At 72.6% G+C, this 15,866-nt stretch carries 13 protein-coding genes; 1 reads left to right on the top strand and 12 read right to left on the bottom strand.

Features of this window, described 5'->3' with window-relative positions; translation table 11 throughout:
- Positions 1 to 14: 14 nt before the first annotated feature.
- From FDF13_RS07805 to mfd, 8 genes are all read right to left on the bottom strand, one after another.
- Entirely contained in the window at positions 15 to 1,529 is a 1,515-nt protein-coding gene (locus FDF13_RS07805) for a S8 family serine peptidase (RefSeq protein WP_254668736.1), read from the bottom strand.
- 43 nt (positions 1,530 to 1,572) lie between these two features.
- Positions 1,573 to 2,529, bottom strand: coding sequence for a Ppx/GppA phosphatase family protein (locus FDF13_RS07800; RefSeq protein ID WP_137319154.1), 957 nt, complete (start codon positions 2,527 to 2,529; stop codon positions 1,573 to 1,575).
- A gap of 107 nt (positions 2,530 to 2,636) precedes the next feature.
- Positions 2,637 to 3,134, bottom strand: a complete 498-nt coding sequence (locus tag FDF13_RS07795) for a DUF501 domain-containing protein (protein WP_137319153.1) — start codon at positions 3,132 to 3,134, stop codon at positions 2,637 to 2,639.
- Positions 3,131 to 3,772 carry a septum formation initiator family protein gene (locus FDF13_RS07790; protein WP_175406911.1) on the bottom strand — a complete coding sequence of 214 codons (642 nt, stop codon included), beginning with the start codon at positions 3,770 to 3,772 and terminating at the stop codon, positions 3,131 to 3,133. Before FDF13_RS07790 ends, FDF13_RS07795 begins: the two co-directional genes overlap by 4 nt.
- Positions 3,773 to 3,954: 182 nt before the next feature.
- On the bottom strand, positions 3,955 to 5,235 hold the full coding sequence (gene eno / locus FDF13_RS07785; RefSeq protein WP_137319151.1) for a phosphopyruvate hydratase: 1,281 nt from the start codon (positions 5,233 to 5,235) through the stop codon (positions 3,955 to 3,957).
- Positions 5,236 to 5,316: 81 nt separating this feature from the next.
- The gene (locus FDF13_RS07780) at positions 5,317 to 6,120 is read right to left on the bottom strand and encodes a tyrosine-protein phosphatase (RefSeq protein WP_137319150.1); all 804 of its coding nucleotides are present in this window, start codon (positions 6,118 to 6,120) and stop codon (positions 5,317 to 5,319) included.
- Positions 6,117 to 7,001, bottom strand: a complete 885-nt coding sequence (locus FDF13_RS07775) for a MazG nucleotide pyrophosphohydrolase domain-containing protein (protein WP_137319149.1) — start codon at positions 6,999 to 7,001, stop codon at positions 6,117 to 6,119. The genes FDF13_RS07780 and FDF13_RS07775 overlap by 4 nt, the downstream gene beginning before the upstream one ends.
- Before the next feature lies 1 nt (position 7,002).
- The gene (gene mfd, locus FDF13_RS07770; protein ID WP_137319148.1) at positions 7,003 to 10,629 is read right to left on the bottom strand and encodes a transcription-repair coupling factor; all 3,627 of its coding nucleotides are present in this window, start codon (positions 10,627 to 10,629) and stop codon (positions 7,003 to 7,005) included.
- A gap of 144 nt (positions 10,630 to 10,773) precedes the next feature.
- Between mfd and FDF13_RS07765 the strand changes: the two genes are divergently transcribed.
- The gene (locus tag FDF13_RS07765) at positions 10,774 to 11,466 is read left to right on the top strand and encodes a rhomboid family intramembrane serine protease (protein ID WP_137319147.1); all 693 of its coding nucleotides are present in this window, start codon (positions 10,774 to 10,776) and stop codon (positions 11,464 to 11,466) included.
- Positions 11,467 to 11,547: 81 nt separating this feature from the next.
- On the opposite strand, the gene pth is transcribed toward FDF13_RS07765, so the two are convergent.
- From pth to glmU, 4 genes are all read right to left on the bottom strand, one after another.
- Positions 11,548 to 12,153 carry an aminoacyl-tRNA hydrolase gene (gene pth / locus FDF13_RS07760; RefSeq protein ID WP_137319146.1) on the bottom strand — a complete coding sequence of 202 codons (606 nt, stop codon included), beginning with the start codon at positions 12,151 to 12,153 and terminating at the stop codon, positions 11,548 to 11,550.
- A 228-nt stretch (positions 12,154 to 12,381) separates the two neighbouring features.
- On the bottom strand, positions 12,382 to 13,071 hold the full coding sequence (locus FDF13_RS07755) for a 50S ribosomal protein L25/general stress protein Ctc (RefSeq protein WP_137319145.1): 690 nt from the start codon (positions 13,069 to 13,071) through the stop codon (positions 12,382 to 12,384).
- A gap of 330 nt (positions 13,072 to 13,401) precedes the next feature.
- Positions 13,402 to 14,373: a ribose-phosphate diphosphokinase gene (locus FDF13_RS07750; protein ID WP_137319144.1), complete on the bottom strand. Its 972-nt coding sequence runs from the start codon at positions 14,371 to 14,373 to the stop codon at positions 13,402 to 13,404.
- Positions 14,374 to 15,831, bottom strand: coding sequence for a bifunctional UDP-N-acetylglucosamine diphosphorylase/glucosamine-1-phosphate N-acetyltransferase GlmU (glmU, locus tag FDF13_RS07745; RefSeq protein WP_137319143.1), 1,458 nt, complete (start codon positions 15,829 to 15,831; stop codon positions 14,374 to 14,376).
- Between the last annotated feature and the right edge of the window lie 35 nt (positions 15,832 to 15,866).

Genomic DNA, 15,866 nt, shown 5'->3' with positions numbered 1-15,866 from the left:
TGTGAAAACTTTCACTACCGGGTTCCGCGGCCCTCCCCGGGGCTGTCTGCAGGGTCCTCCCCGGGATCGTCTGCCGGGCCGTCCGCGGACTCCGCGGGGGCTGTCGCCCGGGCGGCGCGGCGGGCCCGGACGAGGGCGAGCGCGGCGAGCGCGAGTGCGGTCGCGCCCCCGGTGATGAGCACGACCGGTCCGAGCACGGGGGTGCGGGCCGCGGGCCGCGCACCACCGGGTTCGGTCGCGGCCTGCGATTCGGGCGCGCCTGCGGATGCGGTGGGGCCCTCGTCGTCCTCGGCGGGGGCCTGCCGGTGCATGTGGACCCAGGAGGCGAGCTCCTCGGCCGCGACGGGCACCTCGGCGGGCGGTCCGGACTCGAATGCGGACACCGGCTGGATCCTCCCCCAGCCGATCACCGGGTCCGGTGACTCCGGAGTGCTGCGCCCGTCGTGGCCGGGCACCGCGGTGGCCGTCGATTCCAGCGCGGCGACGACCTCGTCCGCGCTGAGCTCGGGGTGCGCGCTGCGGAGCAGTGCGACGACGCCGGACACCACGGGGGCGGCGAAGGAGCAGCCGGCGGCCTGCGCGTAGCCGCCGGTGTGGAAGGGGACGGGGATCTCCTCGGCCGGGCCCATGACGTCCACGGCGGTGCCGGGTGCGGTCGAGGGGTGGCGCACCTGACCGTCCTGGCCCAGGCCACCGACCCCGACGACCCCGGGGACGGTGGACGGGGACCACGCCTGGGTCGCACCCTGCGAGCTGTTGCCGACGCAGGCGACGATGACGACGTCCTTGCTGTAGGCGTAGGCGAAGACCTCGTCCCAGGACTCGGGCCAGGCCGGGTCGTCCCAGCCGAGCGACATGTTGATGACCGAGGCGCCGCTGTCCACGGCCCAGCGGATCGCGTCGACGGCCTGCTCGCGGGAGGACTTCGCGCCCTCGGGCAGGCCGGAGCCCAGCCACATCGAGGCGGACAGGAGCTCCGCGTCCGGGGCCACCCCCGTCGGCCCGGCCCCGTCGCCGTTGCCGGCGATGACCCCGGCCACCGCGGTGCCGTGGTGCTGGTTGGCCTCCGGTCCGATCGGGGTGCGGCCGTCGGTGCCCGAGCCGCTGAAGTCGCGCGCATCGCGCACGGTGTCGGTGAGGTTCTCGTGCGCATCGTCGACCCCGGAGTCGATGACGGCGACGCTCACCCCGTCCCCGGTGGTCTGCTCCCACAGCTCGTCGATGCCGTAGTCCTCGATGAACCACTGGCCCGGGCCGGCCGCGGGGCCGCCGTCCGGGGCGGTGCCGGGCGCGGACTCCTCCGGTGCCGGCTCGGGTTCGACCGCGGACTCCGGCGGCGCGACCCCGGTGCCGGGCACCGCCGCCGAGGTGGGCACCGCGGCCGCAGACGGCACCGCGGCCGAGGCCGGGAACGCCGCCGAGGTGGCCGCCGCACCGTGGCCGAGCACCTCGCCGGCGACGGCGAGCGCAGGCATCTGCCCCCCGAGGAGCAGCGCGAGCGCGCACACCCCGCCGAGTGCACCGCGCACCGCGCCAGGCGCCCGCGCGCCGCCCACCGGAACCCGCGTCATCTCAGGCCTGGGCGTCGCGCGCCCGGCCCAGCGCGATGCCGTCGAGGATGTCGGTCTCGCTCGTGAGGATCCGCAGCTCGCCGCCGGCGTCCCGGACGCGCTGCCCGATCCGCTCGAGCAGCCGGGCGTAGATCAGGGCGCCGGCGCCCATGACGTCGGCACGGCCCGGGTGCATGTACGGCAGCCCGGCGCGCTCCTCGCTGGTCATCCCGAGGAGCCGCTGCGTCGTGTCTGCGGTCTGCTCGGCGGTGAGCTCGGCTCCATGGATGGCCTCGCGGTCGTAGGCCGGGAGGTCGAGAGCGGCAGCGGTGATCGTCGTGATGGTCCCGGCGACGCCGACGAAGGTCCGGGCGCGGGACACGTCGACGTGCTGCTCGGCCTCGGCGAACGCGGCGTCGATGTCGGCGAGCGCGGCTGCGACCTCGCCCTCCGTGGGCGGATCGGAGCGGAGGTGGCGCTCGGTGAGGCGCACCGAGCCGATGTCCATGCTGAAGGCCTGCTCGACCGTGTCGGTGCCGAGGACGAGCTCGGTCGATCCCCCGCCGAGGTCCATGACGAGGTAGGGCGCTGTGGTCGACGCGTCCGCGACTCCCGACACCGCGCCGAGGTAGGACAGCTCGGCCTCCTCCCGGCCGGTGATGACCTCGGCATCGAGGCCGAGGCGCTCGCGCACCCCGGTGAAGAACTCCTCCCGATTGCCGGCGTCGCGGCTGGCGGAGGTGGCGACGAAGCGCTGCGCCTCCGGGGCCAGCGGTCCGACGATCGCGGCGTACTCCTCGCACGCGGCGAAGGTCCGCGCGAGCGCCTCGGGCGCGAACTCGCCGGTCGCGTCGATGCCCTGGCCGAGGCGCACGATGGTCGTCTCCCGGGCGAGCTCGGTGATCCGGTCGCCGGTGATGTCGGCGACGAGGAGGCGCAGGGAGTTGGTTCCGCAGTCGTAGGCGGCTACACGTGTCATGGCTTCACTCTAGGACAGTCGGCGTCCGGTCCGAGCCGGGCGGGGGCCTGCGGATGCAGGCGGCGCGGGTGCCGCCGGCCCGTGCCGCGTGCGGCGTCCGGGCGGGTTCAGGCGGGCTTCGGCACGCCCTCGAGGAGGTCGAGGGCGCGGTCGCCGATCGGGTTGACGCCGCGGCCGGCGGCGAGCGCGTGGCCGACGAGCGCATGGAGGCACTTGACGCGGGTGGGCATGCCGCCGGCGGAGAAGTCGCTGATCTCCTCGACCTCGGCGAGCCCGGCATCCTTCCCGATCCGCGAGCGAGCGGCGAGGTAGGCGCGGTGGGCGGCCCGGTAGGCGGCGGCGAGGTCCTCGTCCGCGGCGACCTCGGCGGTCCACTCGGCCATCACCCCGGAGGCCTCGAGGCGCGAGCACTCGGCGACGTAGTCCGGGTGGGTGAGGTAGTAGGTGGTGGGGAACGGCGTGCCGTCCTCGAGGCGCGGCGCGGTGGCGACGACGAGCGGCTCGCCGGCCGCCGACCGGGCGGCGACTCCCACGACGCCGCGCGGCATCCGGCCGAGCTGCTCGCGGATCGTGGCGGTGTCGGCAGTGGTGCACGGGGTGATCATCGGCTGTCCTCGGTTCCGGTCTCGGTGCTGTGTCGCGCGGCGGCCGCGTCCCGCTCCTCGTCGCCGCTCCCGCGCTCGGTCTCCTCCGGCGGGGCGGATTCCTTGGTCGCGTAGCCCACGGATCTGAGGGAGTCGAGGAGCTCGATGTACCAGGGCTGGGACCGGACGGGACGGTCGACGCGGTCGCCGGAGGCGTCGGTCGAGGCGCCTTCCGCGGTGGTGTCGCCGACGGTGTCGTCGACGACGATGTAGGCGTCCTCCCCCGGCTTGACGTAGAACTGCTCCTCCCGCGCCACGCGCTCGATGTAGCGCGGGTCGTGGAGCTGCTCCTGCTTGTCCTTGAGCTGCTCGACCTCCTCGCCGGTGGTCGCGATGTCCTTCTCCAACGCGGAGATCTGCTGCCACTGGCGGATCCCGGTGCTGATGCTCGGGGCGAACATCAGCACGAGCACCACCGCGACGGCGATGAGCATGAGGCTGCGCAGGGAGATCCGCCGGCCGGCCGCGGTGACGTCGACCGATTCGGGATCGGCGGCCGCGACGGCGGCGGGGCGGGTGCTGCGGAAGGTGCCGGTGCGGCTGCGCGGGGGCGCGGCAGAGGCCGGTCTCGACCTGGCTCGCCTGCGCTGCTTGCTCATGACACCTCGGGAATCGCACATAGGGGAAGGGAAGGCGCGACACACCCAGTGTGCCCTGCCTTCCCTTCCCCGACGGGGATTGACCCCGGTGTGTCCGCACGGATCGGCCCTGCTCAGCGGGCCCGGACCCGTCTCCGGCTCATCCGGGCGAACTCACCCGGGCCGAGCGATCGGACCCGTGCTCAGGCGCGGAAGCGCGGGAACGCCGCACGCCCGGCGTACCGCGCAGCGTCGCCGAGCTGCTCCTCGATCCGCAGCAGCTGGTTGTACTTCGCGACGCGCTCGGAGCGGGCCGGCGCACCGGTCTTGATCTGCCCGGCGTTCGTCGCGACGGCGAGGTCGGCGATCGTCGTGTCCTCGGTCTCGCCCGAGCGGTGGGAGATCATCGCGGTGTACTGGTGGGTCTGCGCGAGCGACACCGCATCGAAGGTCTCGGTGAGCGAGCCGATCTGGTTGACCTTGACGAGCAGTGAGTTCGCGGCACCCGATTCGATGCCGCGCTGCAGGCGCTCCGGGTTGGTGACGAAGAGGTCGTCGCCGACGATCTGTACGGCGTCGCCGAGCTCGTCGGTGAGTCCGATCCAGCCGTCCCAGTCGTTCTCGTCGAGCGGGTCCTCGATCGACACGAGCGGGTACTTCTCGACGAGCTCGGCGTAGTAGGCGGTCATCTCCGCGGCGGTCTTCGACCCGCCCTCGAAGGTGTAGGTGCCGTTCTCGCAGAACTCGCTCGAGGCGACGTCGAGGGCGAGCGCGATGTCCTTGCCCGGGCGGCGGCCGGCGTTCTCGATCGCCTCGATGATGAGGTCGAGGGCTTCGGCGTTGGAGTCGAGGTTGGGGGCGAAGCCGCCCTCGTCGCCGAGCCCGGTGGACAGTCCGCGCTTCTTGAGCACGGCCTTGAGCGCGTGGTAGACCTCGGCACCCCACTGGAGGGCCTCGCGGAAGGTCGCCGCTCCGATCGGGGCGATCATGAACTCCTGGATGTCGACGTTCGAGTCCGCGTGGGAGCCGCCGTTGAGGATGTTCATCATCGGCACCGGCATGACGTGGGCGTTGGGCCCGCCGAGGTACCGGTAGAGGGGCAGGTCGGCGGACATCGCGGCGGCCCGGGCCACGGCGAGCGAGGCGCCGAGGATCGCGTTGGCGCCGAGTCGGGACTTGTTGTCGGTCCCGTCGAGGTCGATCATCACCTGGTCGACGAGGCGCTGGTCGTCGGCCTCGATGCCGGCGATCGCGTCGTTGATCTCGTCGAGCACGGCGTCGATCGCGCCCTGCACGCCCTTGCCGAGGTAGCGCTCGGGATCGCCGTCCCGCAGCTCGACGGCCTCGTACTCACCGGTCGATGCGCCCGACGGCACTCCGGCCCGGCCGACCGAGCCGTCCTCGAGCAGCACCTCCACCTCGACGGTGGGGTTGCCGCGGGAATCAAGAATCTCTCGTGCATTGGCTGCAAGAATTTCGGCCATGCCTGCTCCTCTGTCGCGTTCACAGTTCGACGGCGGAGAACTCCACCACGGCCCACCCTAGTGCAGGCCGGAGACCGCGGCTCACCCGTGGGTCAGACAGACCTTGCGCAGCCGGTGGATCTCCGCCGGTGCGAGCCCGTGGCCGGTGAGATAGGACTCGACGGAGCCGTGCTCGGCGTCGACGCGCGCGAGCAGGTCCGCCATGTACTCCCGCGGCGCCTGGGTGGCGGTGTGGGAGAGGTTCGCGACGATCCCGGCCTGCGCGAAGTTGCGGCTGATCGCTTCGAGGAACTCCGCGCCGAGGTAGCGCTCGGTGGCCTGGTAGTCGTCGAGCACGTCCGCCCGGTCCACCCCGAGCAGGGTGAGGACGAAGGCGGAGACGATCCCGGTCCGGTCCTTGCCGGCCGAGCAGTGGAAGAGGACCGGAGCCGAGGCGTCGGCGAGCAGCCGGATCGTGTCGGCGATGCGCTCCCCGCAGTTCTCGACCACGGCCGCGTAGATCGTCGGCAGGGAGTGGTCGGGCAGCTGCAGCCGCTCGGGGTGGTCGGCCTCGAGCGGGTAGTAGCGGTCGCCGAACAGCGGGAGCCGGATGTGGTCGAGCGCAGGGCCCGCCGGGCGCACCGGTGCACCGAGGGCGTCCGGGGCGGAGGCGGACTCCTTGGTCTCGCGCAGGTCGATGACGGAGCGGATGCCGAGCGCGTCGATCATCCGGTGGGAGTCGGGGGTGAGGTGGGCCAGCCCGTCGGAGCGGAACAGACGGCCCGTGGCCACGGGTCCGTCGGGGGCGAGGTGGCCGCCGAGATCGCGGAAGTTGAAGGTGCCCGGCACGGGGATGCGTGCGGAGGCCTGCGCCGTCGACGGCGCGGGTTCGGTGGTGTGCGTCATGGGCGCTCTCCTCCCCGGGGCTCCCGGGCGGCAGCGCGGATCGCCGCCGCTTCCACCTCGGAGGTTACCCCACGCAGCGCGGCCTCGGCATCGATGCCGGCGGCCTGGGCGCGCACGGCGAGGTCGAACAGCTCGTCACCGATCGCGGCGGCCTCGCCCTGAGCGCCCGGAGCGTCCGGCACGGGCAGCTCGAGGCGGTCGATGCGGCCGAGCACGGATTGGGCGCGGGTCAGCGCAGGCAGGGTCACCGGGACCGAGGCGAACGAGGCGCGCGCCTGCTCCGCCCGATCGCTCGTCGCCTCCCCTGCCGGGGGCGCTGCCTCGGGACCCGGGGTAGGGTGCGCAGGCTGCTCCCCCGCCGCGCCGGCCGCGGCGCGCTCGGCGGCCTTGACCGCCTCGTAGCGGCGCTCGACCTCCCGGAGATCGACGGGTCCGTCGGAGTCGAAGACGTGGGGATGGCGGCGGATGAGCTTGGCGGTCAGCCCGGCGACGACCTCGTCGATCGCACGGGGTGCGGCCGGCTCCCCGCGGAGCGCGGTCGCCGGGGGAAGGTCGCCCGCAGCGCCGTCGCTGTCCCCGCCGCCATCGTCACCGTTCGCCTCACCGCCGTCATCGTCACCGTCGGCGGCATCGAGCAGGGCAGCGTGGAACAGCACCTGGTAGAGGACGTCGCCGAGCTCCGCGACGACCTCGGCCCGGGTCACCGGGGTCCCGGCGGCCGCGTGCGCGTCGAGCGCGGCGATGAGCTCGTGGGTCTCCTCGAGCAGGTACTTCTGCAGGCTCGTGTGCGTGTGGGCGGCCGCCCACGGGCAGCGGGCGCGGATGTAGGCCATGACCTCGGCGGGTGCGAGGGTGCTCGTGTTCGGCCGCTCCCACTCCATGTCAGGCCGTCCCGGCGGAGGTCCCGGCAGACGCCTCGGCGGTCCCGGCGGGCACCTCGGCCGCATCCGGGGCGGGTACCGGGTCCGGGGCGGGGAGGATCTGGTCGAGGAAGCCGGTGACCCAGTCGATGAGCTCGGTATCGGTCATGTCCCGCTTGTCGAACCCGGTGCCGGCCTGCGGCTTGGGCACGAGGATCGAGCGGATCGCGGGTTTGACGAGCGACTTCGGGTGGAGGCGCTTGAGGCGGACGAGCTGGGAGTCGGCGAGCTCGACGGGGGCGAAGCGGATGAAGTTCCCCTGCGCCACGATCTCCGCGACCCCGGACGCCCGCGCCCGGATCCGCAGCCGCGCGATGTCGGCGAGCACCTCGACGGAGGCCGGGTAGGGGCCGTAGCGGTCGGTGAGCTCGGCGAGCACCTCGGCGATCTCCTCCTCCTTCGCCGCGGCGGCGAGCTTGCGATAGGCCTCGAGCCGGAGCCGCTCGTGGGACACGTAGTCGGTGGGCAGGTGGGCGTCGATCGGCAGCTCGACGCGCATCTCCGGCTCCTCGACGGGCCCGTCGCCGCGGAAGTTCGCGACCGCCTCGCCGACGAGCCGGACGTAGAGGTCGAAGCCCACACCCTCGATGTGCCCGGACTGCTGGCCGCCGAGCAGGTTGCCCGCACCGCGGATCTCGAGGTCCTTCATCGCCACCTGCATGCCCGCGCCGAGCTCGGTGTGCGAGGCGAGCGTCTGCAGCCGGTCGTGCGCGGTCTCGGTGAGCATGTGGTCGGGCGGGTAGAGGAAGTAGGCGTAGGCGCGCTCGCGGCCGCGGCCCACCCGGCCGCGCAGCTGGTGGAGCTGGGACAGCCCCATCCGCTCGGCGCGGTCGACGATGAGGGTGTTCGCGTTCGCGATGTCGATCCCGGTCTCGACGATCGTCGTGCACACGAGCACGTCGAAGCGCTTCTCCCAGAAGTCGACGATGACCTGCTCGAGGCGCGCCTCGCTCATCTTGCCGTGGGCCACGGCGATCCGCGCCTCGGGCACGAGCTCGGCGAGGTGGCCGGCGACCCGCTCGATGTCCTGCACCCGGTTGTGGATGTAGAACACCTGGCCCTCGCGCAGCAGCTCGCGCCGGATCGCGGCGGTGACCTGCCGGTCCTCGTAGCGGCCCACATAGGTGAGGACTGGGTGGCGCTCCTCCGGCGGGGTCGCCAGCGTCGACATCTCGCGGATCCCGGTGACGGCCATCTCGAGGGTGCGCGGGATCGGGGTGGCGCTCATCGCGAGCACGTCGACGTTCGTCCGCAGCGCCTTGAGGGTCTCCTTGTGCTCGACGCCGAACCGCTGCTCCTCGTCGATGATGACGAGGCCGAGGTCCTTGAACCGGACCTCGCCGGAGAGCAGCCGGTGGGTGCCGATGACGACGTCGAGGGTGCCGGCAGCGAGGTCGTCCTTGACCTTCTGGCTCTCCGCCGGGGTCTGGAAGCGCGACAGCGCCCCGACGCTCACGGGGAAGCCGGAGTAGCGCTCGGCGAAGGTCCCGAGGTGCTGCTGGACGAGCAGCGTGGTCGGCACGAGGACGGCGACCTGCTTGCCGTCCTGGATCGCCTTGAACGCCGCGCGCACCGCGACCTCGGTCTTGCCGTAACCCACGTCGCCGCAGATCAGGCGATCCATCGGGATCTCCTTCTCCATGTCGGCCTTGACCTCGTCGATCGTCGTGAGCTGGTCGGGGGTCTCGACGTAGTGGAAGGCGTCCTCGAGCTCCTGCTGCCAGGGCGAGTCCCCGGAGAACGCGAAGCCGCGGGTGGCGCGGCGGGCGGAGTAGAGGCGGATGAGCTCGCCGGCGATCTCCTTGACCGCCTTGCGGGCGCGGGCCTTCGTCTTCGACCAGTCCGAGCCGCCCATCTTGTTGACGCTCGGGCTCTCCCCGCCGACGTAGCGGGTGACCTGGTCGAGGGAGTCCGAGGGCACGTAGAGGCGGTCCCCGGGCTGGCCGCGCTTGGACGGCGCGTACTCGATGACGAGGTACTCGCGGGTGCGGGCGGCCTCCCCGCGGCCCGAGGTGCGCTGCACGAGCTCGACGAAGCGGCCGACGCCGTGCTGCTCGTGGACGACGAAGTCCCCGGGGCTGAGGTCGAGCGGGTCGACCTGGTTGCGCCGGCGGCGGGCCGGCAGGCGGCGCATGTCCTTCGTCGAGGCGGCCGCCGCCCGGCCGAGCACGTCGGCCTCGGTGAGCACGGCGAGCTTCTCCGACTCGATGACGTAGCCGCCGTACGCCGCGGCGGTCGTCACCGTCACCGTGCCCGGGGTGCCGGGGGCGGCGAGGTCGTCGGCGAAGGCGGCGGGCACCTCGGCCTCGGTGAACACCTCGACGAGCCGGGTCCCGGGCCCCTTGCCCTCGGTGAGGACGTAGACCTGCCAGGACGCGTGGGTGAGGGCGCGGACGTCGGCGAGGATCGCCTCGACCTCGCCGGAGTAGCCGCGCGGGGCGCGGGCGTCGATGTCGATGACGACCTCGGAGTCGCCGACGAGCTCGGAGTCGACGGCGAACCCGCCGACCTCCCACCACGGCAGGCCGATCGCGGCGGCGGCCTCGCGGGTCTGTGCGAGCGTGCGGAAGCTCGCCGCGGACAGGTCGATCGGTGCCTCGCCCCCGCCCGAAGCGCCGGTCCAGGCGGCGGCGAGGAACTCCGCCGTCGTGGCGACGAGGTCCTCGGCGCGTGCGGTGACCTTCTCCGGGGAGGTGACGACGATCCGGGTGTGCTCCGGCAGGCAGGCGATGAGCGGCTCCATGCCGTCGGCGAGCACGGGGGCGAGCGACTCCATGCCCTCGACCGCGATGCCGTCGGCGATCTTCTCGAGCATCTCGCGGGCCGCGGGCAGGATCGGGATGAGCGTGCGGGCCCGCTCGCGGACCGCCGAGGTCAGGAGCACCTCGCGGCAGGGCGGGGCCCAGAGCCGGAACTCGGCACCCTCGGCGACGGGCAGGGAGCGCTGGTCGGCGACGGCGAAGGGGCGGATCTCGTCGATCTCGTCGCCGAAGAACTCGAGGCGCAGCGCGTGGTCCTCCGTCGGCGGGAAGATGTCGAGGATGCCGCCGCGCACCGCGTACTCCCCGCGGCGGGACACCATGTCCACGCGCGAGTACGCGAGGTCGGACAGCTGCGCGGCGAGCGCGGAGAGCTCGACGGTGTCACCGGTCGCGAGCTCGACGGGTGTGAGCGCCCCGAGTCCCTTGACGAGCGGCTGGAGCAGCGCACGGACCGGAGCGATGACCACGGACAGCGGCGCGTCGGGGCGCGGGTGGGCGAGCCGCCGCAGCACGGACAGGCGGCGGCCGACGGTGTCGGAGCGCGGCGAGAGCTTCTCGTGGGGCAGGGTCTCCCAGCTCGGGAACACGGCCACCCGGTCGGGCGCCAGGTGGTCGGCGAGCGCGGTCGCGAGCTCTTCGGCCTCGCGGCCGGTGGCGGTGACGACGAGCACGGTGCCGGCGGCCGCGGCGTCGGCGACGAGCGCCGGCCACAGGCCCTTGACGGCGTTGATGGTACCGGCCCGGTGGCTCGGGTCGGCGAGCGCGGAGACGGCGTCGGCGAAGGTCGGGTGGGCGCGCAGGGTGGTGGTGATTCCGGTCAGAGGCACGCGCTCCAGTCTACTCGCGGCACGCGCGCGCCACACGCGGGGCGGGGCCGCGGCGGTCGTCCGGAGTGTGCTCCGCGCCGGCCCTCGCAGGAGGGCCGGGTGCCTGTCGATCCGACGCTCAGGCGGTTCTGGGACACTGGGCGCATGAGCCCGCTCCAGCCCTCGTCCCCGCCCGCCTCCGCTCCGACCGCCGAGCTCGGCCGGACGCTGACCCGCTTCGTCCACCCGCTCGCGCTCCTCGCCCTCATGTGGGTGATCCGCGCGGCCGATTTCGTGCTGCCGGGCACCTTCAACACCTACGGCATCCGCTCCTGGGACGTGACGAGCGCCTTCGGCCTCGTCCTCGCGCCGCTCCTCCACTCCGGCTGGGGCCACCTCATCGCGAACTCGGTCCCGCTCCTCGTCCTCGGGCTGCTCGTCGCGGCCGAGGGAGCGCGCCGGTTCTGGCTCGTCACCGCGCTCATAGCGCTCGTCGGCGGGGTCGGCACCTGGCTCGTCAACTTGCCCGGCACGGTGACGGTGGGCGCCTCGGTGCTCGTGTTCGGGTACTTCGGATACCTGCTCGTCCGCGCCTTCGTCGTGCGGTCGATGGCGCACCGGATCGGGTACGCCGTCGTCGCCGTCGTCGTGGTCATGGTGTTCGGGGCGTCGATGCTCACCGGGGTGCTGCCGCTCTATCCCGGCATCTCCTGGCAGGCGCACCTGTTCGGGGCGGTCGGCGGCGGACTCGCCGCGGTGTGGCTGGGCCGCGGGGACAACCGCAGGCTCGCCCGGAGCCGGGCGCAGCAGGCACGGCGCGACGACCCCTACGGTCTGCGCGAGCTCGGCCTCGAATGACGGTCCGGGAGAGCACCGCGCTCCGTCCCGCATCCCACGCGGCGGGCCGGCCGGGTCACCCTGCCGGGTCGGCTCGACGGATCAGACAGCAGTGCTGCGGCCGTGGAAGCGCTGCTGGGCGGCCTCGAGGCCCTCGGCGGTGAGGAGCTCGACGGCGTCGGCGAGGTCGTCGACGAGGATCGGCAGGGTCGTGAGCTCCGCGGCGGTGAAGGGCTTGAGCACGTAGTCGGCGGTGTCCATCCGGCCGGGCGGGCGTCCCACCCCGGCGCGCACCCGCAGGTAGTCCTTGGTGCCGAGCGACTGCGTCATCGAGCGCAGGCCGTTGTGGCCGCCCTCGCCGCCGCCGCGCTTGAGCTTGATCGAGTCGAACGGGAGGTCGACGTCGTCGTGGATCGCGATGATCCGCTCCGGGTCGATCGAATGGAACTGCGCGAGCTGCGCCACCGGCGGCCCGGACACGTTCATGTAGGTCAGCGACTTCATCACGACGGCGCGCGGTCCGGGCACTCCCCCGCGCATCCCGAGCCGACCGGTCGCGGCGACCGCCTTGGCGCGGGTGCTCGTGAAGCTCGCGCCCATCCGCGCAGCGAGTACGTCGGCGGCCATGTGGCCGATGTTGTGCCGGGTCCGGGCGTACTGCCGCCCCGGGTTCCCCAGCCCGATGATGAGCCACGTGTCGCCGGCCACCGCTCTCCCTCCGTCGCTGCTCGCACGCGCTCCGTGCGCGTGGATCGCCGCCCCCACTGTACCGGCCCGCACCTCGGCTGGCCGGCTCCCCGTCCGCACCGCGGCCGGACATGACTGTGGGGCGTTCGGTGGAGAGTGCGACCGTCGTGGCCACCACTCTCCCCCGAACGCCCCACACTCGGGCGCGGTGCGTGCGGACGACCCGGGCCGTCCGCACACGCGCGGGGATCAGTCCTCGGACTTCTCCTCGTCGGAATCGCCCTCGGCGTCCTCGGTGCCGGCCTCGGCGTCCTCGTCGGACTCGGCGCCGGTCGCGGCTGCGACCTCCTCGTCCACGGCCTCGGACTCGAGCTCGGCCTCGAGCTGCTCCTCGGAGAGCTCGGCGGAGATGTTGACGATGAGCATCTCCGGGTCGGCGATGAGCTCGACACCCTTGGGCAGGGTGACGTCGGCGGCGTAGAGGTGGTCGCCCACCTCGCGGCCCTCGACGGAGACCTCGAAGTACTCGGGGATGTGGGTGGCCTCGGCGGACACCAGGAGGGTCTGGTTGTCGACCGACACGATGGTGCCGGGCGCGGCCTCGCCGTCGACGTGGATCGGGATGTCGACCTCGATCTTCTCGCCGCGCTTGACGATGATGAGATCGACGTGCTCGATGTGGCGGGTCACCGGGTTGACCTGGACCTCGCGGGCGATCGCGAGCTCGTTCTTCGTCGCGTCGGGGTTCTCGATCTCGAGCAGCGCGTTCGAGGTCTTGAGCGCCATCATCGTGGCGTGGCCCTCGAGCGTGAGGTGGATGGGGTCCTGGCCGTGGCCGTAGAGGACCGCGGGGATCCGGTCGGTGCGGCGGATGCGGCGGGCTGCGCCCTTGCCGAATTCGGTCCGGCGCTCGGCGATGAGTTTGGCGTCGACTGCCATGTGAAGCTCCTTCGTGAGTGGTGTGGGCACCACGGCGAACAATCCTCGTGGTGCCGACTCAGCGAGCCGTCACGTGAAGACCGCGTCGATAACGGAGTGCCGGGGAACCGGCCTCCCTCGCCGAGGCAACCCGTCCAGTGTAGTCCCTCCCGGGCCGCCGCCGCCACTCGTCGGGGGATCGCCCGCCGGCGCCCTCCGGACCGCACTCCCGGGCGGGTACCCCACCGACGCCGAGGCGCCCGCCGGCTCGGTGGCCGGTGGGCGCCTCGGGTGCGGCTCCCCGCGGGGAGGTCCGGGCCGGGCAGGCCCGGTTCGGACGGTGGACGGGCCTCAGATGTTGAACAGGCTGGTGACCGAGCCGTCCTCGAACACCTCGTGGACGGCGCGCGCGAGCAGCGGGGCGATGGAGAGCACGGTGAGCTTGTCGAACTTCATGTCCTCGGACAGCGGCAGCGTGTTGGTGACGATGACCTCCTTGGCCACCGAGTCCCGCAGGCGCTCGACGGCCGGGCCGGAGAACACCGCGTGGGTCGACACGATGACGACGCCGGTGGCCCCGGCCTCCATGCAGGCGTCGGCGGCCTGGACGATCGTGCCGCCGGTGTCGATCATGTCGTCGACGAGCACTGCGGTGCGGCCCTCGACTTCGCCGACCACGCGGTTCGCCTTGGTCGAATTGGGCCGGGAGATGTCGCGCGTCTTGTGGATGAAGGCGAGCGGCACGCCACCGAGGCTCGCCGACCAGTTCTCCGCGACCTTGATCCGGCCGGCGTCCGGGGACACCACGGCGAGGTCGCCGGGGTGGTTGGCCTTGACGTAGTCGGCGAGGATCGGCAGCGCCACGAGGTGGTCGACCGGCCCGTCGAAGAACCCCTGGATCTGCGCGGTGTGGAGGTCGACGGTGATGATGCGGTCCGCGCCGGCGGTCTTGTAGAGGTCCGCGACGAGACGGGCGGAGATCGGCTCGCGGCCGCGGTGCTTCTTGTCCTGCCGGGCGTAGGGGAAGAACGGGGCGATGACGGTGATCCGCTTGGCCGAGGCGCGCTTGAGCGCGTCGACCATGAGCAGCTGCTCCATGAGCCAGTCGTTGATCGGCGAGCAGTGCGACTGCATGACGAACACGTCGGTGCCGCGCACGGACTCGGAGAACCGGACGTAGATCTCGCCGTTGGCGAAGTTGTAGACGTCGGTGGGCAGCAGCTCGGTGCCGAGGCATTCGGCGACCTGCTCGGCGAGCTCCATGTTGGCGCGGCCGGTGACGAGGACGAGCTTCTTCTCCCCCGCGGTGGTGATCGAGTTCACTTAGTCGGACTCCTTCTTCGCCTGTGCGGCTGCTTCGGCCGCCTGCGCCGCAGGCGTGCCCGGTCGCTGTTCGACGACCCAGTTCTCAACATTACGCTGTGGCGCGACGGTCATGGCGAGTGCACCCGGGGGAACATCCTTCCGGATCACCGTGCCGGCCCCGGAGTAGGCGCCGTCCCCCACCGTCACCGGGGCGACGAACATCGTGTCGGAGCCGGTCCGCACGTACGACCCCACGGTGGTGTGGTGCTTGGCCACCCCGTCGTAGTTGACGAACACCGAGGAGGCGCCGATGTTCGAGTACTCCCCGATCGTCGCATCGCCGACGTAGCTCAGGTGCGGGACCTTCGAGCCGGTGCCGATCCGCGCGTTCTTCGTCTCCACGAAGGTGCCGATCTTGCCCTCGGCACCGAGCAGGGTGCCCGGGCGCAGGTAGGCGAACGGGCCGACGGTCGCACCGGCCCCGACCACCGCGAGCTGGCCGTGGGTGCGCACGATCTGCGCGCCGGCTCCGACCTCGGTGTCGGTGAGCGTGGTGTCCGGGCCGATCACCGCGTGCGAGGCGATGTCGGTGGCGCCGTGGAGCTGCACCCCGGGCAGCAGGGTGACATCGGAGGCGAGCGTGACGTCGGAGTCGATCCACGTGGTGTCGGGGTCGATGACGGTGACCCCGGCGCGCATCCAGTCCTCGACGATGCGCCGGTTGAGCTCGCGGCCGAGCTGGGCGAGCTGCACGCGGTCGTTCGCGCCTTCGACCTGCCACACGTCCTCGGTGGTGAGCGCGGCGACCCGGGCGCCGGAGCCGCGGGCGATCTGGATGACGTCGGTGAGGTACTTCTCGCCCTGCGCATTGTCGGTCCCGACCTGCGCGAGCGACTCACGCAGCACGGCGGCGTCGAAGGCGTAGATGCCGGAGTTGATCTCGGTGATGCGCTTCTGCTGCTCGTCGGCGTCCTTCTCCTCGACGATCCGCTCGAGGTCGCCGGCGGCGTCGCGCACGATCCGCCCGTAGCCGCGGGGGCGGGCGACCTGCGCGGAGAGCACAGTGACGGCGCCGCGGTGCTCCTCGTGGTGCTCGACGAGCGTGCTCAGCGTGTGCGCGGTGAGCAGCGGGACGTCGCCGTAGGTCACGACGACGGTGCCGGTGAGGTCGTCGGGCAGCTGGGTCAGCGCGCACTCGGTAGCCCGGCCGGTGCCCGGGATGTCGTCCTGGTCGGCGACGAGCACGGTGCGGTCGATGACCTCGGCGATCCCGGCCACGTGCTCGGCCACCTGGTCGCGGGCGTGGCGGAGCACGACGACGAGGTGCTCCGGGGCGGTGCCGGCGGCGGCGTTGATGGCGTGGTGGAGGAGGGACCGCCCCCCGATCGGGTGGATGACCTTGGGCGTCGCGGACTTCATCCGGGTGCCCTCGCCGGCGGCGAGGACGATGACCGCTGCGGGGCGGTGCTGAGTCATGGAAGAGGGCTCCTCTGCACAGAGAATTACGGTGG

This window comes from Brevibacterium sp. CS2 (genome assembly GCF_005280295.1).
Lineage (GTDB): Bacteria > Actinomycetota > Actinomycetes > Actinomycetales > Brevibacteriaceae > Brevibacterium > Brevibacterium pityocampae.
This window is presented reverse-complemented; position numbering and strand designations above follow the sequence as displayed.